Source organism: uncultured Thiothrix sp. (assembly GCF_937876535.1).
Classification (GTDB): Bacteria; Pseudomonadota; Gammaproteobacteria; order Thiotrichales; family Thiotrichaceae; genus Thiolinea.
In genome coordinates this window covers 35,691-51,665 of sequence record NZ_CALFHZ010000007.1, presented here as the reverse complement: position 1 = coordinate 51,665, position 15,975 = coordinate 35,691, and the positions used below count along the sequence as shown (strand labels likewise).

The 15,975-nt window shown below is 44.4% G+C and carries 15 protein-coding genes; 9 read left to right on the top strand and 6 right to left on the bottom strand.

The features are described from left to right. From Q0230_RS03770 to mnmH, 7 genes are all read left to right on the top strand, one after another. Positions 1 to 789: an inositol monophosphatase family protein gene (locus Q0230_RS03770; RefSeq protein ID WP_298608328.1), complete on the top strand. Its 789-nt coding sequence runs from the start codon at positions 1 to 3 to the stop codon at positions 787 to 789. 132 nt (positions 790 to 921) lie between these two features. Next, a complete protein-coding gene (gene gspD / locus Q0230_RS03765) occupies positions 922 to 3,285 on the top strand; it encodes a type II secretion system secretin GspD (RefSeq protein WP_298608325.1) in 2,364 nt (787 codons plus the stop codon). A gap of 13 nt (positions 3,286 to 3,298) precedes the next feature. Continuing rightward, a complete protein-coding gene (gene gspE, locus Q0230_RS03760) occupies positions 3,299 to 4,828 on the top strand; it encodes a type II secretion system ATPase GspE (protein ID WP_298608323.1) in 1,530 nt (509 codons plus the stop codon). Next, positions 4,828 to 6,042 carry a type II secretion system inner membrane protein GspF gene (gene gspF, locus Q0230_RS03755; RefSeq protein ID WP_298608321.1) on the top strand — a complete coding sequence of 405 codons (1,215 nt, stop codon included), beginning with the start codon at positions 4,828 to 4,830 and terminating at the stop codon, positions 6,040 to 6,042. The genes gspE and gspF overlap by 1 nt, the downstream gene beginning before the upstream one ends. 150 nt (positions 6,043 to 6,192) lie before the next feature. Continuing rightward, complete coding sequence (locus Q0230_RS03750) at positions 6,193 to 7,203, top strand: sugar transferase (RefSeq protein ID WP_298608319.1); 1,011 nt, start codon at positions 6,193 to 6,195, stop codon at positions 7,201 to 7,203. Between the two features lie 57 nt (positions 7,204 to 7,260). Continuing rightward, positions 7,261 to 8,304: a selenide, water dikinase SelD gene (gene selD, locus Q0230_RS03745; RefSeq protein ID WP_298608317.1), complete on the top strand. Its 1,044-nt coding sequence runs from the start codon at positions 7,261 to 7,263 to the stop codon at positions 8,302 to 8,304. Beyond that, positions 8,301 to 9,437: a tRNA 2-selenouridine(34) synthase MnmH gene (gene mnmH, locus Q0230_RS03740; RefSeq protein ID WP_298608315.1), complete on the top strand. Its 1,137-nt coding sequence runs from the start codon at positions 8,301 to 8,303 to the stop codon at positions 9,435 to 9,437. The genes selD and mnmH overlap by 4 nt, the downstream gene beginning before the upstream one ends. A gap of 19 nt (positions 9,438 to 9,456) precedes the next feature. Here the strand turns inward: mnmH and Q0230_RS03735 are convergent, their stop codons facing one another. Beyond that, positions 9,457 to 11,091 carry an alpha-D-glucose phosphate-specific phosphoglucomutase gene (locus tag Q0230_RS03735; RefSeq protein ID WP_298608314.1) on the bottom strand — a complete coding sequence of 545 codons (1,635 nt, stop codon included), beginning with the start codon at positions 11,089 to 11,091 and terminating at the stop codon, positions 9,457 to 9,459. 118 nt (positions 11,092 to 11,209) lie between these two features. Between Q0230_RS03735 and Q0230_RS03730 the strand changes: the two genes are divergently transcribed. Both Q0230_RS03730 and Q0230_RS03725 read left to right on the top strand, forming a co-directional pair. Continuing rightward, complete coding sequence (locus Q0230_RS03730; RefSeq protein WP_298608312.1) at positions 11,210 to 11,674, top strand: DUF1249 domain-containing protein; 465 nt, start codon at positions 11,210 to 11,212, stop codon at positions 11,672 to 11,674. A 185-nt stretch (positions 11,675 to 11,859) separates the two neighbouring features. Next, positions 11,860 to 12,345: a Fe-S cluster assembly transcription factor gene (locus Q0230_RS03725; protein WP_298608310.1), complete on the top strand. Its 486-nt coding sequence runs from the start codon at positions 11,860 to 11,862 to the stop codon at positions 12,343 to 12,345. Positions 12,346 to 12,349: 4 nt separating this feature from the next. On the opposite strand, the gene Q0230_RS03720 is transcribed toward Q0230_RS03725, so the two are convergent. The 5 genes from Q0230_RS03720 to Q0230_RS03700 form a co-directional block, all read right to left on the bottom strand. After that, complete coding sequence (locus Q0230_RS03720; protein WP_298608308.1) at positions 12,350 to 13,126, bottom strand: metallophosphoesterase; 777 nt, start codon at positions 13,124 to 13,126, stop codon at positions 12,350 to 12,352. Between the two features lie 207 nt (positions 13,127 to 13,333). Beyond that, positions 13,334 to 13,711, bottom strand: a complete 378-nt coding sequence (locus Q0230_RS03715; protein ID WP_298608306.1) for a DUF423 domain-containing protein — start codon at positions 13,709 to 13,711, stop codon at positions 13,334 to 13,336. A gap of 100 nt (positions 13,712 to 13,811) precedes the next feature. Next, positions 13,812 to 14,492 carry a class I SAM-dependent methyltransferase gene (locus Q0230_RS03710; RefSeq protein WP_298608305.1) on the bottom strand — a complete coding sequence of 227 codons (681 nt, stop codon included), beginning with the start codon at positions 14,490 to 14,492 and terminating at the stop codon, positions 13,812 to 13,814. After that, a complete protein-coding gene (locus Q0230_RS03705; protein WP_298608304.1) occupies positions 14,492 to 14,695 on the bottom strand; it encodes a SlyX family protein in 204 nt (67 codons plus the stop codon). The genes Q0230_RS03710 and Q0230_RS03705 overlap by 1 nt, the downstream gene beginning before the upstream one ends. A 59-nt stretch (positions 14,696 to 14,754) precedes the next feature. Then, the gene (locus Q0230_RS03700; protein WP_298608302.1) at positions 14,755 to 15,972 is read right to left on the bottom strand and encodes an argininosuccinate synthase; all 1,218 of its coding nucleotides are present in this window, start codon (positions 15,970 to 15,972) and stop codon (positions 14,755 to 14,757) included. Positions 15,973 to 15,975 lie beyond the last annotated feature (3 nt).

Here is a 15,975-nt window from a genome sequence, read left to right as displayed (position 1 = left end):
ATGCATCCAATGTTAAATATTGCTACCCGTACTGCACGCCAAGCGGGGGATCTTATTCGCCGTTATGTAGGTGATGTTGATAAAATACGGATTCAACTGAAAGATGCCAATGATTTCGTTTCTGAAGTCGACAAACAATCTGAACGAGAAATTGTCCACGCTTTGCGCCGTGCTTATCCTGACCATGCGATTTTGGGTGAAGAAAGTGGCAAGCATGGTGATGAAAATGCTGAATATCAGTGGGTGATTGATCCTTTAGACGGTACGACCAATTTTTTATATGGCTTACCGCATTTTGCAGTATCGATTGGTTTAAAGCAAAAAGGGCGTTTGTTTCTGGGCGTGATTTATGACCCGATGCGTGATGAGATGTTTGCAGCAGTGCGTGGGGAAGGGGCTACTTTAAATAATCGTAAAATTCGTGTGAGTGCCCGGCCTTCATTAGAGAATGCTCTATTAGCGACAGGTATTCCTTTTCGTGCTAATCAGGATATGGATTTATACCTAAAAACTTTAGGTGCTATCGTTCCGAGTACTGCTGGAGTACGACGTTTTGGTGCCGCTGCTTTAGATTTAGCTTGGGTAGCTTGCGGACGTTATGATGGTTTTTGGGAATTAGGTTTGCAAGAATGGGATTTAGCCGCGGGTGCAGTGATTATTCAAGAAGCTGGCGGTTTAGTTGGTGATTTACAAGGCGGTAGTGAGCATTTAATTAATGGAAATATATTAGCCGCTAATCCAAAAGTATTTAAAGAAATGCTGCAACGTTTACATCCAGTCTTAAAGTAAATACTACAATAGACGGTTATTAATGACAGGATTGTAATTTGAGTTGGTGTAGGAAAAAAGCTACATTCACCCACACACTAGCGGGTCTCTTGTGCTTGTTGTTGTGTTCTGACTCCTTTAGGTTATGAAGTAATGATAGAAAAAAATACGGTCAAGCAGGCTGCAAGACTCAGTCTGCTTTCAGTAGCTTGCCTATTCGCCACTGTAAGTTTACCGCTAGCTCAAGCTGAAACCCCGCGCATTAACTTACAAAATACGGATGTCCGTTCCTTAGTGGAAGTAGTTTCACGCCTAACAGGAAAGAACTTTGTTATTGATCCTAGCGTCGGCAAGAGTCCGATTACTTTTGTATCGGGCAAAGGTTTGAGCGAAGCAGAGTTTTATGAAGCTTTTCTGTCTATCTTACAAGTGCATGGGTTTGAAGCGATTGAAGCTGGCAATATTATTAAGATTGTGCCGATGGGGAAGGCTCGCTCTCAAGTAGCGCCTATTTATGAGTCTGATCCCACTAAGCCTTTGCCGCAAGTCGATGTGGATGAAACCATTACCCAAGTTTTCAAGCTGCAATATATTCCCGTTGCCACTGCTGTGCAAACTTTAACGCCTTTAGCGGGGCAGGGTGAAACCCGGATTCAATTTAACCAATCCAGTAACTCGGTAATCGTGACGGGGCGTGGTCAAAACGTAGCCCGTTTAGCTGAAGTGATTCGGAGTATTGACCAGCCGAATAATAATGATTTTGAATTAGTCGGTTTAAAATATTCAGTGGCTAGCCAATTAGCACAAACCTTAAAAGATTTATTGGGGAATAGCGCTGTAGGCCCTGAAGGTGTACAGCTACCCCAACAAGTTAAGGTCTCAGTGGATGAACGTACCAATAGCATTGTGGTCGCAGGCGACAAACAAGATCGCGAGCGGGTACGCAAAATTATTCAGCGTTTAGATATTCCGCGTACTCAGCCTTCAGAAACTCAGGTAGTACCTCTCAAATATGCAGTAGCCTCCCAGTTGATGCAGACATTAAAGGATCTACAAGTGGGTGGTGGTTCAGTGATTGTAGCAGGTGCTGAAGGTGCTGCTCCTACAGCAATTAATGCTGTGCCGCCCTCTAAACAAATTCGGATGGCGGCGGATGAGCGTACTAATAGCATTTTGATTTCAGGCCCTAAAGCTGAGCGTGAACCGATTATTGATGCGATTGCTAAGTTAGATGTACCGCGCGCCGGTTCAGGTGGCACGCGTGTAATTCCTTTGCGCTATGCCAAAGCAGAAGATATGGTCAAAGTCTTAAACGATGCCTCTAAAGGCATTGTTGAGCAAACAGCGGGTACAGCGGCGGCGGCAGGAGCAGCACCTGTTGCGACTAAATCAGGTGGTTTAGGTACTGAAGTTAGCATCTTAGCTGATAAAACCAGCAACTCGATTATTCTCTCTGGGCCTGCACATATTCAGAAAGATATTCTGAAAGTGATTTATCAGTTGGATCGTCGTCGTGCGCAAGTGTTAGTTGAGGCAATTATTGCGGAAGTTTCGAATGACCTTTCTAGTAAGTTAGGTTTTGGTGTAGCTGCTTTAGATGCAGGACAAGGCAAAACAGGCTTAATTGGTACTAGTAATTTTGGTGGCTTAAGTACGGCCTACCAATTAGGTAAAGGCACAGCCACGGCTTTACCCAATGGCTTATTAATGGGCTTAGCTAATAGCAACTTTGGTGTGGTGATGGATGCCCTCAAAGGCGACGGTGCTACTAATATCTTGTCTACACCGACTATTTTGACCATGGATAATGAAGAGGCCAAAATGGTGGTAGGGCAAAATGTCCCCTTTGTCACTGGGTCTTATAGCAGCTCGACTTCAGGCGGTACCGCACAGAATCCTTTCCAAACTATAGAGCGTAAAGACGTTGGCTTGACTTTAAAAGTCACTCCACAAATTAATCGTGGCAAAACGATTCAGATGAAAATTTCGCAAGAGGCTTCGAGCGTTTCCTCCAGTAGTGCTGCCTCTGATTTGATTACTAATAAGCGCTCTATTGATACCAACGTGATGGTTGAAGATGGGCAAATTCTTATTTTGGGTGGCTTGATTCAAGATAATTTCAATGATTCTGAAAGCAAGGTGCCTATTCTTTCCGATATTCCAGTGATTGGAACTGCCTTTAAACAAAACAGTACACAGCGGAATAAGCAGAATTTAATGGTATTTATCCATCCCGTAATTCTGCCTGATCGTGAAGCTGCGGATGCCTATAGTCGTAGTAAATACCACACATTGCAGCGTCAACAAGAGCAAAGCAAGGTCTTACAACGTGGGCGTTTAGGTTCAGCGGCAGTTTTCCCTGATATTCCATGCTTTGATTGCAAAAAGGGGAGTGTTGATTCATTGCATTTCCCTAACCAAAATCAAAAGCCAATTACACAACCACCTGTTCAAACTAATCAAACTAGACAGGCACAGGATTGTGTACCTGGTTTCTGTCAAATAGATGAAAAGTGAGTGATCGGATTTCATGGCTGAGCTAGGGGTTTTGTTAGAAGATGCTGAGGCAGCGAATGATGCATTTTTACTGCCTTATGCGTTTGCTAAACGACATGGAGTCCTGATTGAGCAGGAAGCTGAAGGCAATGTTTTATTATATCGAGATACACTGAAGCCCACTGTACTGATGGAGGTACAGCGGAACTGCCCACGTATTCAAGTGATGCGGCAAGTGGATACTGCAAGCTTCGAGCGTTTATTAGCGGCTTGTTATGACCGTAGCCAAACAGGCGCTGCTATGATGCAGGAGCTTGGGGATGAGGCAGATTTATACGATATTTCCGAAAGTATGCCTGAGCCTGAGGACTTGCTCGAGGCTGAAGATGATGCACCGATTATTCGCTTAATCAATGCTTTACTCTCGCAGGCAGTGAAAGAAAATGCTTCCGATATTCATATTGAAGCTTTCGAAACCCGTATGCAAGTGCGGATGCGGATTGATGGTGTACTGCGTGAAATTCTGGAGCCACCGCGTAAACTAGCGCCTTTGATTATTTCGCGGATTAAAGTTATGGCACGCTTAGATATTGCTGAGAAGCGTGTACCGCAAGATGGTCGTATTTCTTTACGTTTAGCTGGACGTGCTGTGGACGTGCGGGTTTCTACTTTGCCCTCTGGGCATAGTGAGCGTGTCGTGTTGCGTTTATTAGATAAACAAGCCGGGCGCTTGAATTTATCTAACCTAGGCATGGATCCCGAAGTGCATGGCCGTTTAGCGCGCCTTATTCAAAAGCCGCACGGTATTATTTTGGTCACTGGGCCTACAGGTTCTGGGAAAACGACTACGCTTTATGCAGCACTGACTAACTTAAATGATGCGCGCCGCAATATTCTCACGGTAGAAGACCCGATTGAATATTACATCGACGGCATCGGTCAGACCCAAGTGAATACCAAAGTCGAAATGACCTTTGCGCGTGGTTTGCGGGCTATTTTGCGGCAAGATCCGGATGTGGTGATGGTCGGGGAGATTCGTGACCTCGAAACCGCTGAAATTGCTGTACAAGCAAGTTTAACGGGGCACTTAGTATTTTCGACTTTGCATACCAATACCGCTGTGGGTGCAGTGCCTCGTTTACAAGATATGGGGGTAGAACCCTATTTGCTTGCTTCCAGTCTGTTAGGGGTGGCCTCACAGCGTTTGGTACGGACTTTATGTAATGAGTGTAAGCAAGCTACTGAAGCCACCAGTACCGAAACCGATTTGATTCAAGCAAATTCCCATTATGATCTGCGCCATCAGCGCCCGATCATTTACCATCCCATAGGTTGCCCTGCTTGCCGTCATACCGGCTTTGTCGGGCGTACAGGTATCTATGAGGTTGTGGAAATTGATAGCAATGTTCGGCAAATGATTCATGATCGCTCTAGTGAGGTGGAGTTGGAGAAATATGTACGCCGCCACACACCTAGTTTGCGAGATGATGGAGTACGTTTAGTTTTAGAAGGCAAAACCTCCTTAGATGAGGTATTACGCGTCACTCGCGAGGATGAGCGCTAATGCCCGCTTTTGAGTATGTTGCCTTAAATACAGGTGGTCGAGAAGAAAAAGGTATTTTAGAAGCTGATACTGCTCGGCAAGTTCGCCAGCTATTACGCAATAGTGCACTCACGCCCCTCGAAATTAATGAGGTGGTGCAAAAGCAAAAGAAATCCGATGGTGCACGCTTATTTGGTGGCAGTTTAAACAAAGCTGATCTTGCTTTAATGACTCGTCAACTCGCGACTTTAGTCAGCGCAGGTTCTCCTTTAGAGGAAGCTTTAGGTACGATTTCACGCCAGTCAGAACATCGTTCAGCACGGCGTATTTTCTCCGCTATTCGCTCACGGGTGATGGAGGGGCACACCCTAGCATCTTCTTTAGGGCAGTTTCCTTCCGCCTTTCCGGTTTTATATCGAGCGACAGTAGGCGCGGGTGAACAGTCCGGTCATTTGGCGCAAGTTTTAGAGCGTTTAGCCGATTACACCGAAAATAGCCTCCTCAATCAGCAAAAAGTATCGACAGCTTTTATTTATCCAGCTTTATTAGCTTTAGTCGCGGTTGGGATTGTAATCGCCTTATTGAAATTCGTCGTACCGAATGTGATTAGTGTGTTCGACACCTTCGATGGTGATTTACCCACCTTAACCCAAATGCTGATTGCTAGTAGTAATTTCCTTGAGAATCACGGAATTGCCCTAGTAGTGGGGATTATTGGGTTTATTGTTTTTGTCCGCTATTTATTAAAGTTTCCTTCTTGGAAGCGGCGTTCTCATCGTCTAATGCTTAAATTACCTTTGGTAGGGCGCTTAGTGCGCGGAGTTAATACTGAGCATTTTGCACGTACTTTAAGCATTCTTGCTTCTAGTGGTGTGCCAATTCTAGATGCCTTAAAAATTGCCGGTGGTGTTATCACTAATATCCCCATGCGTGAAGCGGTTGATGAGGCTACTGTCAAAGTACGTGAAGGGATGGCCATTAATAAAGCTTTGCAGCAATCGGGTTATTTTCCCCCGATGGTCATTTACCTAATTGCGAGTGGTGAAGGGAGTGGACAGTTGGATCAAATGCTTGAGCGTGCTGCGATTCAACAAGAACGTGAAACCCAATCGCGGATTACTAAAATGGTCGGCTTATTAGAACCATTATTAATTTTAGTAATGGGCGGTGCGGTCACTGCCATTGTTTTAGCCATTATGTTACCAATTCTAAAAATGCCGCAGTTCATCCGCTAATCGCCCGCGATTATGGATTGCAATATGGCGACTCTTTAAAGCCTGTTCCATTATTTACTCGTACACAAACTAATCCCGATCCGTAGAGCTGGGCTTGCCTCCTCCAACTACAAAAACAGGGTCGGTTGTTTACTTTAAGAGTAAATAATCATGAGCCATAGCAACCGCCGTATGGAGTTGCATCTATCCCCATTATTAAATTTTGTGGGAGATGTTAACTTATTAGCGTTTTCGCCTGCAAAACAGCCAGCGACGCAAACTTGGTCTTTGCCTTCGCTGTATATTTATGCTCCAGTCGCAGAATTGCCTTATTTATATGCAGTTTTGGATAAATTAGGTTTTGAATGCTATTTTAATGCTGAAAAATTGCAAGAGTGGCAAGGTGTCAATGTTTGCTTCTTTAAAAAGCAAGCACTTAGCCCTCATCAGTTACAGTCTTTGCAAGCTGCTGAAGAACAAGGTGCCCAAGTTTGTTCTTTACAAAGTTTTATCGAGAAACATTTACATTGGGTAGAGGTTAATTTACTCGATGCCGAATACTTATTGGAAATAGAGAAGGCTAGTGACTTAAATCAGAAATGGCCTGATCGATTGCGGCGTGTATTTGATTTAGTCGTGGGTAGCCTATTGTTAGCCTTATTGTTACCCTTGTTTTTGCCAGTGGCGTTAGCCATTCGTTTAGAGTCCAAAGGCCCCATCTTTTTTAAGCAATTAAGAACAGGTTTATATAATCAAGAGTTTGAGATTATTAAATTTCGTTCGATGTATGAAAATGCAGAAAGTAATGGTGCGCAATGGGCTTGTAAACATGATAAGCGTGTGACTAAGGTAGGGCAGTTTATTCGTAAAACTCGTATTGATGAAGTACCACAATTATTTAATGTTTTAAAAGGTGAGATGTCTTTAATTGGCCCACGCCCTGAGCGAGAAGTCTTTATTAAGGATTTAGCGCCGGTTGTACCTTTCTATCGCTTTCGGCATTTAGTGAAACCAGGTATCACGGGATTGGCACAAGTCATGTATCGTTATGGGGCTTCTGCTGAAGATGCCCGCTATAAGCATCGTTATGATCTGTACTATATCCGGCATCGTAGTTGGCTTTTAGACCTAAAAATCCTGTTAAAGACTGTGCGTGTCGCCTTTACCGGTGAAGGGATCTAGCTTTATTAGCTTAGTGTCTTAGATAATACAGCCTCTTTAGTTAGTTAAGAGGCTGGTATGTATCCAGTACGTCTCACTGAATATAGCCACGGTGCTGGCTGTGGCTGCAAAATCTCTCCTGCTGTGTTAGATGTCATTTTAGAAAGCCAACTACCCGCTGATGTGTACCCAGCTTTATTAGTAGGTAATAGCTCACGCGATGATGCTGCGGTTTATGACTTAGGCAATGGTACTGCAGTCATTAGCACTACCGATTTCTTCATGCCGATTGTGGATGATCCCTTTACCTTTGGGCGGATTGCTGCCACGAATGCAATTAGTGATATTTACGCGATGGGCGGTAAGCCCTTAATGGCGATTGCGATTTTTGGTTGGCCCATTGACAAATTACCGCCCGAAGTTGGTCAGCAAGTGATTGAAGGTGGGCGCAAAGCTTGCCAAGATGCAGGGATTCCCTTAGCGGGCGGACATAGCATTGATGCACCTGAGCCGATTTTTGGTTTAGCAGTCACGGGTATCGTGCAAACTAAGCACCTCAAACAAAATAGTACGGCACGTGCGGGCGATAAGCTTTACCTTACTAAACCTTTAGGCATTGGTATTCTTACCACCGCGCAAAAACGCAAAATTCTTAAGCCTGAACACAGTCAATTAGCAATTGATACTATGTGTGTCTTAAATGAGCTGGGTACTAAGTTGGGTGAGTTAGAGTATGTGCATGCTCTAACCGATGTGACTGGCTTTGGTTTGGGAGGGCATTTGCGTGAAATCTGTGAAGGGAGTCGTTTACAAGCCGTTTTAGCGTTTTCCCAGATTCCACTGATGCCAGCAATTCATGAGTATTTAGATCAAGACTGCACACCGGGCGGTACACAGCGTAATTTCGCGAGTTATGGGCATATTTTCGCCGATGAATTAACTCTGCGCCAGCAGCATATTCTTTGTGACCCTCAAACGAGTGGCGGCTTATTAATAGCGGTTGATCCTGAGCATGAGCTAGAGTTTTTAGCAGTGACTGCGCAAGCAGGCTTTAATTTAAAACCTATTGGCTTCCTACAAGAACCTCTCCAAGGCCAAGCATTGATCAAGGTACTAGCATGAATCGCCAGCAGCTTTTACCTGATACTGAGCGCTTACCAATCATCGATGATTTAGGCTCTGTGTTAGTGAAATCACAGCCCTTGTTGGATGTGCGCGCACCTATCGAGTTTGCTGAAGGTGCTTTTCCTAATACGACTAATTTGCCTTTAATGAATGATGCCGAGCGGGCAGCGATTGGTAAGCGCTATAAAGATGCGGGGCAGGATGAGGCGATTTTGCTTGGCTTACATCTGGTGAGTGGAGCCAATAAAGCTGAGCGCATCGCAGCTTGGCAACAATATGCCCTAGACCATCCTGAGGGGGCTTTGTATTGCTTTCGTGGCGGCTTGCGTTCGCGTATTAGTCAGCAATGGTTGTATGCAGAAACGGGGATTACCTATCCGAGAATCGCAGGCGGCTATAAGGCTTTACGCCGTTATGTCTTAGATGCATTAGTTAGCTTGCCACAGCGTTATCAAGCTTATGTACTAAGTGGACGCACGGGCAGTGGCAAAACGCGCTTCTTAAAAGGTTTACAGCAATCCATTGATTTAGAAGGCTTAGCACATCACCGCGGTTCGGCCTTTGGGGCTTGGGTACAGCCACAGCCAACCCAAATCGACTTTGAAAATGCTTTAGTGGCTAAGCTCCTACAACAACTTGCCAAGCAATATAAGCAAGTGGTGTTTGAAGACGAAAGCCGCAGTATCGGTTCCTTGCATCTGCCCGATAGCCTATTCTTTAGTTTACGTGCTGCGCCGTTAATCCTGCTGGAAACCGGTCTAGCCGAGCGTCTGGAGCTGACTTATCAAGAGTATATTCTTGATATGTTGCAAGCCTTCCAAGCACATAGTGCAGAGCCTGAACTAGCCTTTAAGAGGTTTAGTCAATATTTACTGACCAGTTTAGCGAAAGTACAAAAGCGCTTGGGGGGGGTGCGTTATGCTAAGGTTTCGTCCTTATTGCATCATGCTTTAGCTCAACAGCAAAAAAACGGCGAGACATATTCACATCAAGCTTGGATCGAGTTTTTGTTAACTGATTATTATGATCCTATGTATGACTACCAAATTGGTCAAAAACAGGAGCGCATTATCTTTGTGGGCGATGCTTTGGCAGTGCAAGAGTTTTTAGTCAGCCGCTCAATTACTTAAGCAGCTGACTGAGCTAGGGTTAGGTAATTACATCGGCGACTTCGCGGCCTGTAAACTCAGTAATCTTGGCTAAGTCATTAGCAATATTAATTAAATCTGCCAAAGCAACTTGAGGATCTTGGTCATGTTTTTGGACATCACTTTCGTATTGCTCCAAGTACACTCGTAAAGTTGCGCCTTGCGTGCCTGTACCGGATAAACGGAAAATCAAGCGTGAATCATCAGTGAAGAGGATGCGAATCCCTTGTTGTGCACTGGTTGAGCCATCGACTGGATCAACATACATGAAGTCATCTGCCGCTTTTACCATTTTGCCGTGAAGCATTTGCCCCGGTAATTTCTCGAATTGCTGGCGTAAATGCTCCATGAGTGTATTGGCTGCAGCGGTTGGAATGGCTTCGTAATCGTGACGTGAATAGTAGTTCCGTCCATATTCAGCCCAATGTTGACGCACGATATTAGCGACAGAATCTTGTTTAACAGCTAAGAGATTCAGCCAGAACAATACTGCCCACAAGCCATCTTTTTCGCGAATATGATTAGAGCTTGTACCAAAGCTTTCTTCGCCACAAAGCGTAATTCGGCCAGCATCTAAGAGATTACCGAAGAATTTCCAGCCTGTAGGGGTTTCAAAGCAGGGTAGGCCTAATTTAGCGGCTACTCGATCGGGTGCTTGACTCGTAGGCATGGAGCGCGCAATCCCTGCAATCCCATTTTTATAGCCGGGGACTAAATGCGCATTGGCAGCTAATACTGCTAAGCTATCACTAGGTGTGACAAAAAAATGATTACCTAAAATCATGTTGCGGTCACCGTCTCCATCCGAGGCCGCACCGAAAGCAATATTTTTAGGCGAATAGAGCAGTGCCATCAATTCTTTAGCATGAGCTTGATTCGGATCAGGATGACCACCACCAAAATTAGCCAAAGGGGTGCCATGCATGACTGTACCTTGAGGTGCACCTAAGCGGTCTTCAAGAATAGCCTGGGCATAAGGACCAGTAACCGCATGCATCGCGTCAAAACGCATACTAAAACTTTCAGAGCGTAACAATTGGCTAATCTGGTCAAAATCGAATAACTCTTCCATTAAGGCCATGTAGTCGGTAACGGAATCAATTACTTCGATTTGCATATTGTACAATTCATACAGGCCGACTTTATCGACTGGCACTGGCTTAATCGAAGTAATCCGATATTCTTCAATGGTTTTGGAGTTTTCGTAAATGGCTTCAGTAAGGCTCTCTGGAGCAGGGCCACCATTACTAATATTAAATTTAATGCCAAAGTCGCCCTCTGGGCCACCCGGATTATGGCTTGCAGAGAGAATAATGCCGCCTAAGGCTTGATGTTTACGAATGAGATGTGAAGCAGCCGGCGTGGAGAGAATCCCGCCTTTACCCACAAGGATTTTCCCAATACCATTAGCCGCTGCCATACGTAAAATAACTTGAATCGCTTCACGGTTAAAATAGCGCCCATCCCCTCCCAGTATTAAGGTACTGCCTTCACGCTCGGGTAAGGTATTGAAGATCGCTTGTACAAAGGTTTGTAGATAGTCCTGCTTTTGGAACTGCTTTACGCTCTTACGTAAACCAGAAGTTCCAGGTTTTTGATCGTTATAGGGAACACAAGACACGATTTCTATATTCATGAGGGTAGTGCCTAACTGGGTAACTGTTATCATTAGAAGAACAGGTGCGCTAAGAACAACACAGCTGGCTTACTAGCCGTACAGAGCGCTCTTAAAAAACTAGACACATTATGAAACCATGCTAATTAAAGAACAAGTCCCAACGGTAGTACCTGCATTGCCGAATAGTTTTACAGGTTTGATGGATCTGTATGAAACAAATTATATACAGCTCAAGCTCTTATTGGGTTCGATCCATGCACTGCCTGCGCAGCAACTATCCTATGTAGCTGGACGATTACCGGTATTAGTAGAGGTACGTGAACGCAGTACACATACGACCACTTTGTTTATCACTTATTTATTTGGTACTTATACAGATTATGTACAAGAAACACGCCCAGATTTGCTAGTGCGTATCTATCATGATGCCTTACAAGCAGAGGTGATTAGCCATCGCTGCCGCTTTGATGAGAGTACTATTCGCCACCAGCACTTATCAGTGGATAGTATGCTAAGTTGCCGTTGGCGAATGAATCGATTTTTATTCAAATGGATCAGATATTTGCGTCATCAAAGCTACCAATTTCAGTTACAAGATTAACTTTTTGTAAACTATCTGTATAAAATTTTTAATCTAAAATAAGTTATCATCTAAAACATCGTATATCTTAATATAAGTTTTGTAGAGAAATTTCCCCTTAAATTCTTGATGAAAGCCCTTAGCTAATTTATAATCTTGAGTATATTACTAAGGAATTAGTACCACATTTAGTTAGGAGACGCGGAATGAAGCTTTCAACAAAAGGACGGTACGCAGTCACAGCCATGATGGACTTGGCAATTCACGATTATGAAGGTCCCGTCACCTTGGCTGATATTTCAAACTGCCAAGGTATTTCTTTATCTTACCTTGAGCAGCTATTTGCGAAGCTGCGTAAATCAGGTTTAGTTGAGGGTGTAAGAGGCCCAGGTGGTGGTTATCGCTTAGGGAAACCTGCAGGTCAGATCAGTATTGCCGATATTATTGCTGCTGTTGATGAAAATATTGATGCTACCCGGTGTAAGGGTAGTGAGGATTGTCATGGCGGCGAGAAATGTTTAACTCATCAGCTTTGGACAGACCTGAGTAAAAGTTTGTATGAGTTTTTAGATGGTTTAACCTTAGCTAGCTTTATTAATCGCCCTGAGGTGCGCGCCGTGGCACGTCGTCAAGATACCATGGCTAGCCGTATTGCTACGATGTTCCCACCACGCATGGCTGTTGGCCTGTAAACCTTTAAGCGGGTACCTTTGCGGGTTCCCGCTTTTTATTTGATGTCAGCATTGTTTGAGTTTTAATACAGAATTGATGAATTTCTAAGTTAGGATGAATTTCCATCAAGGTTAAACTACCTAAAGTCTTCTCAGTCGTATAAGTCGCACCCGTATCAATATAGCAAATATTGCTCGTTTGCAGTGGTTTCTGAATGGGTGTATGTCCAAAAATCACTAACTCAATACCTGCAATTGGCTGCGTGCGCCCCATTATTTGTACTTGGCGAAAACGCTGTCTTGACCAAAGTGCATGTTCGCGTATTTCTTTATCTTCAAGACTACGTACAAAGGTTTGCCAAGTTAGCCCATAGGGAATGTCAGCATGTACAATACCTATACGACCAGAAAAGGTATTCACTTCAAGTGCTAAAGGTAAGCGTCCGATCACACTACGAATACGGGTATGGTAAGTTTCTGGCACCTCTTTCCACCAAGCCCCCCCATTAAAGCCTAACCAGTTTTTGGTAACTGCTGGGTTAGTAGCTGATTCCAAGAGCATTTGTTCGTGATTACCCAAAACCGAAAAGAACCAAGGGTAATTGAGGAATTCGACGACCCGCCAAGATTCTGGCCCACGATCAATCAAATCGCCAACCGCGAATACACGATCGCATTGAGGATCAAAATCAATCTGCACCAACATCAGTTCTAATGCAGAGAAGTGCCCGTGGAGGTCACCGACTACAAAATCACGCCCATGTAGGTTGCGATTAAAAAACTTAAATAACTGATTCTGCATGGCTGCTCGACACTGGCATCCAAGAATTCATAAGGGTTTGGGTTAACAGCAAGTCCTATTATTAAAGTTGATAAGCCCAACTTCTATGTTTATCAGATTAGCGTGGCTAATCACGAGTCCAGACTGTAAGCTACAAATACTGCTTAAGCTGCGATTAAGCAAGCTCTTTTCTTAGAGTAGCGACATTTGTTTTAGGTTCAAATCAGACTAACCTTCAGCTTTCCAAAGCCCCCAAGCTAAGCAAGCCCAACCCACAATAAAGCTTAAGCCGCCAAAAGGCGTAATCATGCCAAAATGGGTAAGCCCTGTGAGCACATAGGTATAAAGACTGCCTGAAAAGATTAAAATACCTACTATAAATCCCCAAGCAGCCCGGCTATGCCAAATACTGGGTTTGGTTTCCCATAAGACACCTACTAAGCCCAAAGCTAGGGCATGATAAAATTGATACTCCACCCCTGTATGAAAACGTTGCAGCATTTTGGCATCCACTAGTTTTTCCAAACCATGCGCCCCAAAAGCCCCTAAAATGACGGCTAACATTCCAAACAGTGCAGCAAATAAGAGAAAATAGTTCTTTTTCATCAAGAGATCCTTAAGTTTTATGGATACCCAGCAAAAACGTCAAATCTACCGTTTGATACTCAAACTAATGACCTGGTTTGGGATTTTATTCTTGCTAGGTTTATTTTTGCGTGGGTGCTTTGGGTAAATACACATCGTATCTCACCGCTTTCCCGCTAATCACAAAAGCTGGTTTAAGGTTAGCTAATTCAGGCGCTAAACGCGGGCGTTTCACAGTCACCCGCAATTTAGCCACTTGCCGCGCTAAATCGAGTAATTCTGCTGAATCAGTATCTTCACCCACTACTTCATGCAAGCAACGCATTTCTTTCTGGACTAAAGCTGATTTTTGCCGCTCTGGGAACATGGGGTCAAGATAGACCACTTCAGGTTGGTGTTCAGTTATTTTCAGCCAAGAGAGAGCATCAGTGTGCTCTAACTGCATGCGGCTAATAATAGCCTGTAGTTGTGGATCATCCGAATTTGCAGCCCGTTGTAAACCATCAACTAATAGGGCATGCATAATCGGGGAGCGCTCTAGTAACGTCACTTGGCAGCCAAGGCTTGCTAAGACAAAAGCTTCACGGCCTAAGCCTGCGGTCGCATCCACTACCTTTAATTCTTTATGCTTATTTAAACCAACCGCTTTGGCAATATCCTGACCTTTACCACCGCCAAACAATAACCGATGTCGCGCTTTACCCTCAACGAAATCCACATAGACAGTGCCCACTTTAGGATCAAGCGTATCTTGGAGTTCTAAGCGGCTAGCAGTTTGCACGAGTTGATAGCGATTAGACATTAATAATGCGGTGGCGGTGTTTCTTCAGCTTGTGAAGCAATAGGGGAAACCGCGAGCGTCTTTAAGCGCTCAGAGAGGATTTTGATTTGCTGAGTGAGATTAAAGATTTCTTTCTGCTGCAAATAAACTTGCTCACTTAAGGCTTCAAGGGTTTGTTCTTGCTCCATGAATTTGATTTCAAGCTCAGTGAGTCGTTCTTGCATAAGGCGTAGATTTCCTAGGGTGAGGAAGGGTAGCAAGGTAACTTACTACCCTAAATAGCTTAACGGCCTTTGTTTGCCGCAATGCGCATGCGTAAGGCATTCAATTTAATGAAGCCTTCCGCGTCTTTTTGATTGTAAGCACCACCATCTTCATCGAAGGTCGCTATCTTCGTATCGAATAAACTGTCATCGGACTTGCGACCGGCCACAATCACATTGCCTTTGTACAGTTTCAACCGCACGATCCCGTTCACATACTGTTGCGAATGGTCAATCATGGTTTGTAGCATTTGCCGCTCAGGACTCCACCAATAGCCGTTGTAAATCATTTCAGCATACTTTGGCATGATGCTGTCTTTCATGTGTGCGACTTCACGATCTAAAGTGATCGATTCAATCGCTCGATGTGCTTTCAGCATAATCGTGCCGCCAGGGGTTTCATAACAGCCACGTGATTTCATGCCTACGTAACGGTTTTCCACTAAGTCCAAGCGGCCAATACCATTCTCACCCCCTAGTTTATTTAAGGTCGTGAGCATGTCCGCTGGGCTTAAAGGTTTGCCATCTAAAGCAACGGGGTCGCCTTTTTCATAGGTCAATTCAATATACGTCGGCTGATCAGGAGCAGCTTCGGGTGACACGCTCCAGCGCCACATATCTTCTTCTGCTTCTGCCCAAGGCTCTTCTAAAATGCCGCCTTCATAGGAAATATGCAGCAAGTTAGCGTCCATTGAATAAGGTGATTTCTTCCCTGCTTTTTTGAAATCAACCGGAATATTATGTTTCTCAGCATAAGCCATTAACGAGTCGCGTGAACCCATATCCCACTCACGCCAAGGCGCAATCACTTTGACACCGGGTTTCAGTGCATACGCACCGAGTTCAAAGCGTACTTGATCATTACCTTTGCCCGTTGCGCCATGCGAAATCGCATCCGCGCCGGTTTCATTAGCAATTTCAACCAAACGCTTAGCAATCAGTGGGCGCGCAATTGAAGTACCTAATAGATACTCGCCTTCATAAATAGTATTAGCACGGAACATGGGGAACACGAAATCACGTACAAACTCTTCACGTAAGTCATTGATATAAATATTTTCTGGCTTAATACCCATGGCTAAGGCTTTAGCGCGTGCAGGCTCGACTTCTTCGCCTTGGCCGATGTCAGCGGTGAAGGTCACGACTTCACATTGATAGTTTTCTTGTAGCCATTTTACAATGATGGAGGTGTCCAAACCGCCAGAATAGGCGAGGACAACTTTCTTGACGGATGCCATGTC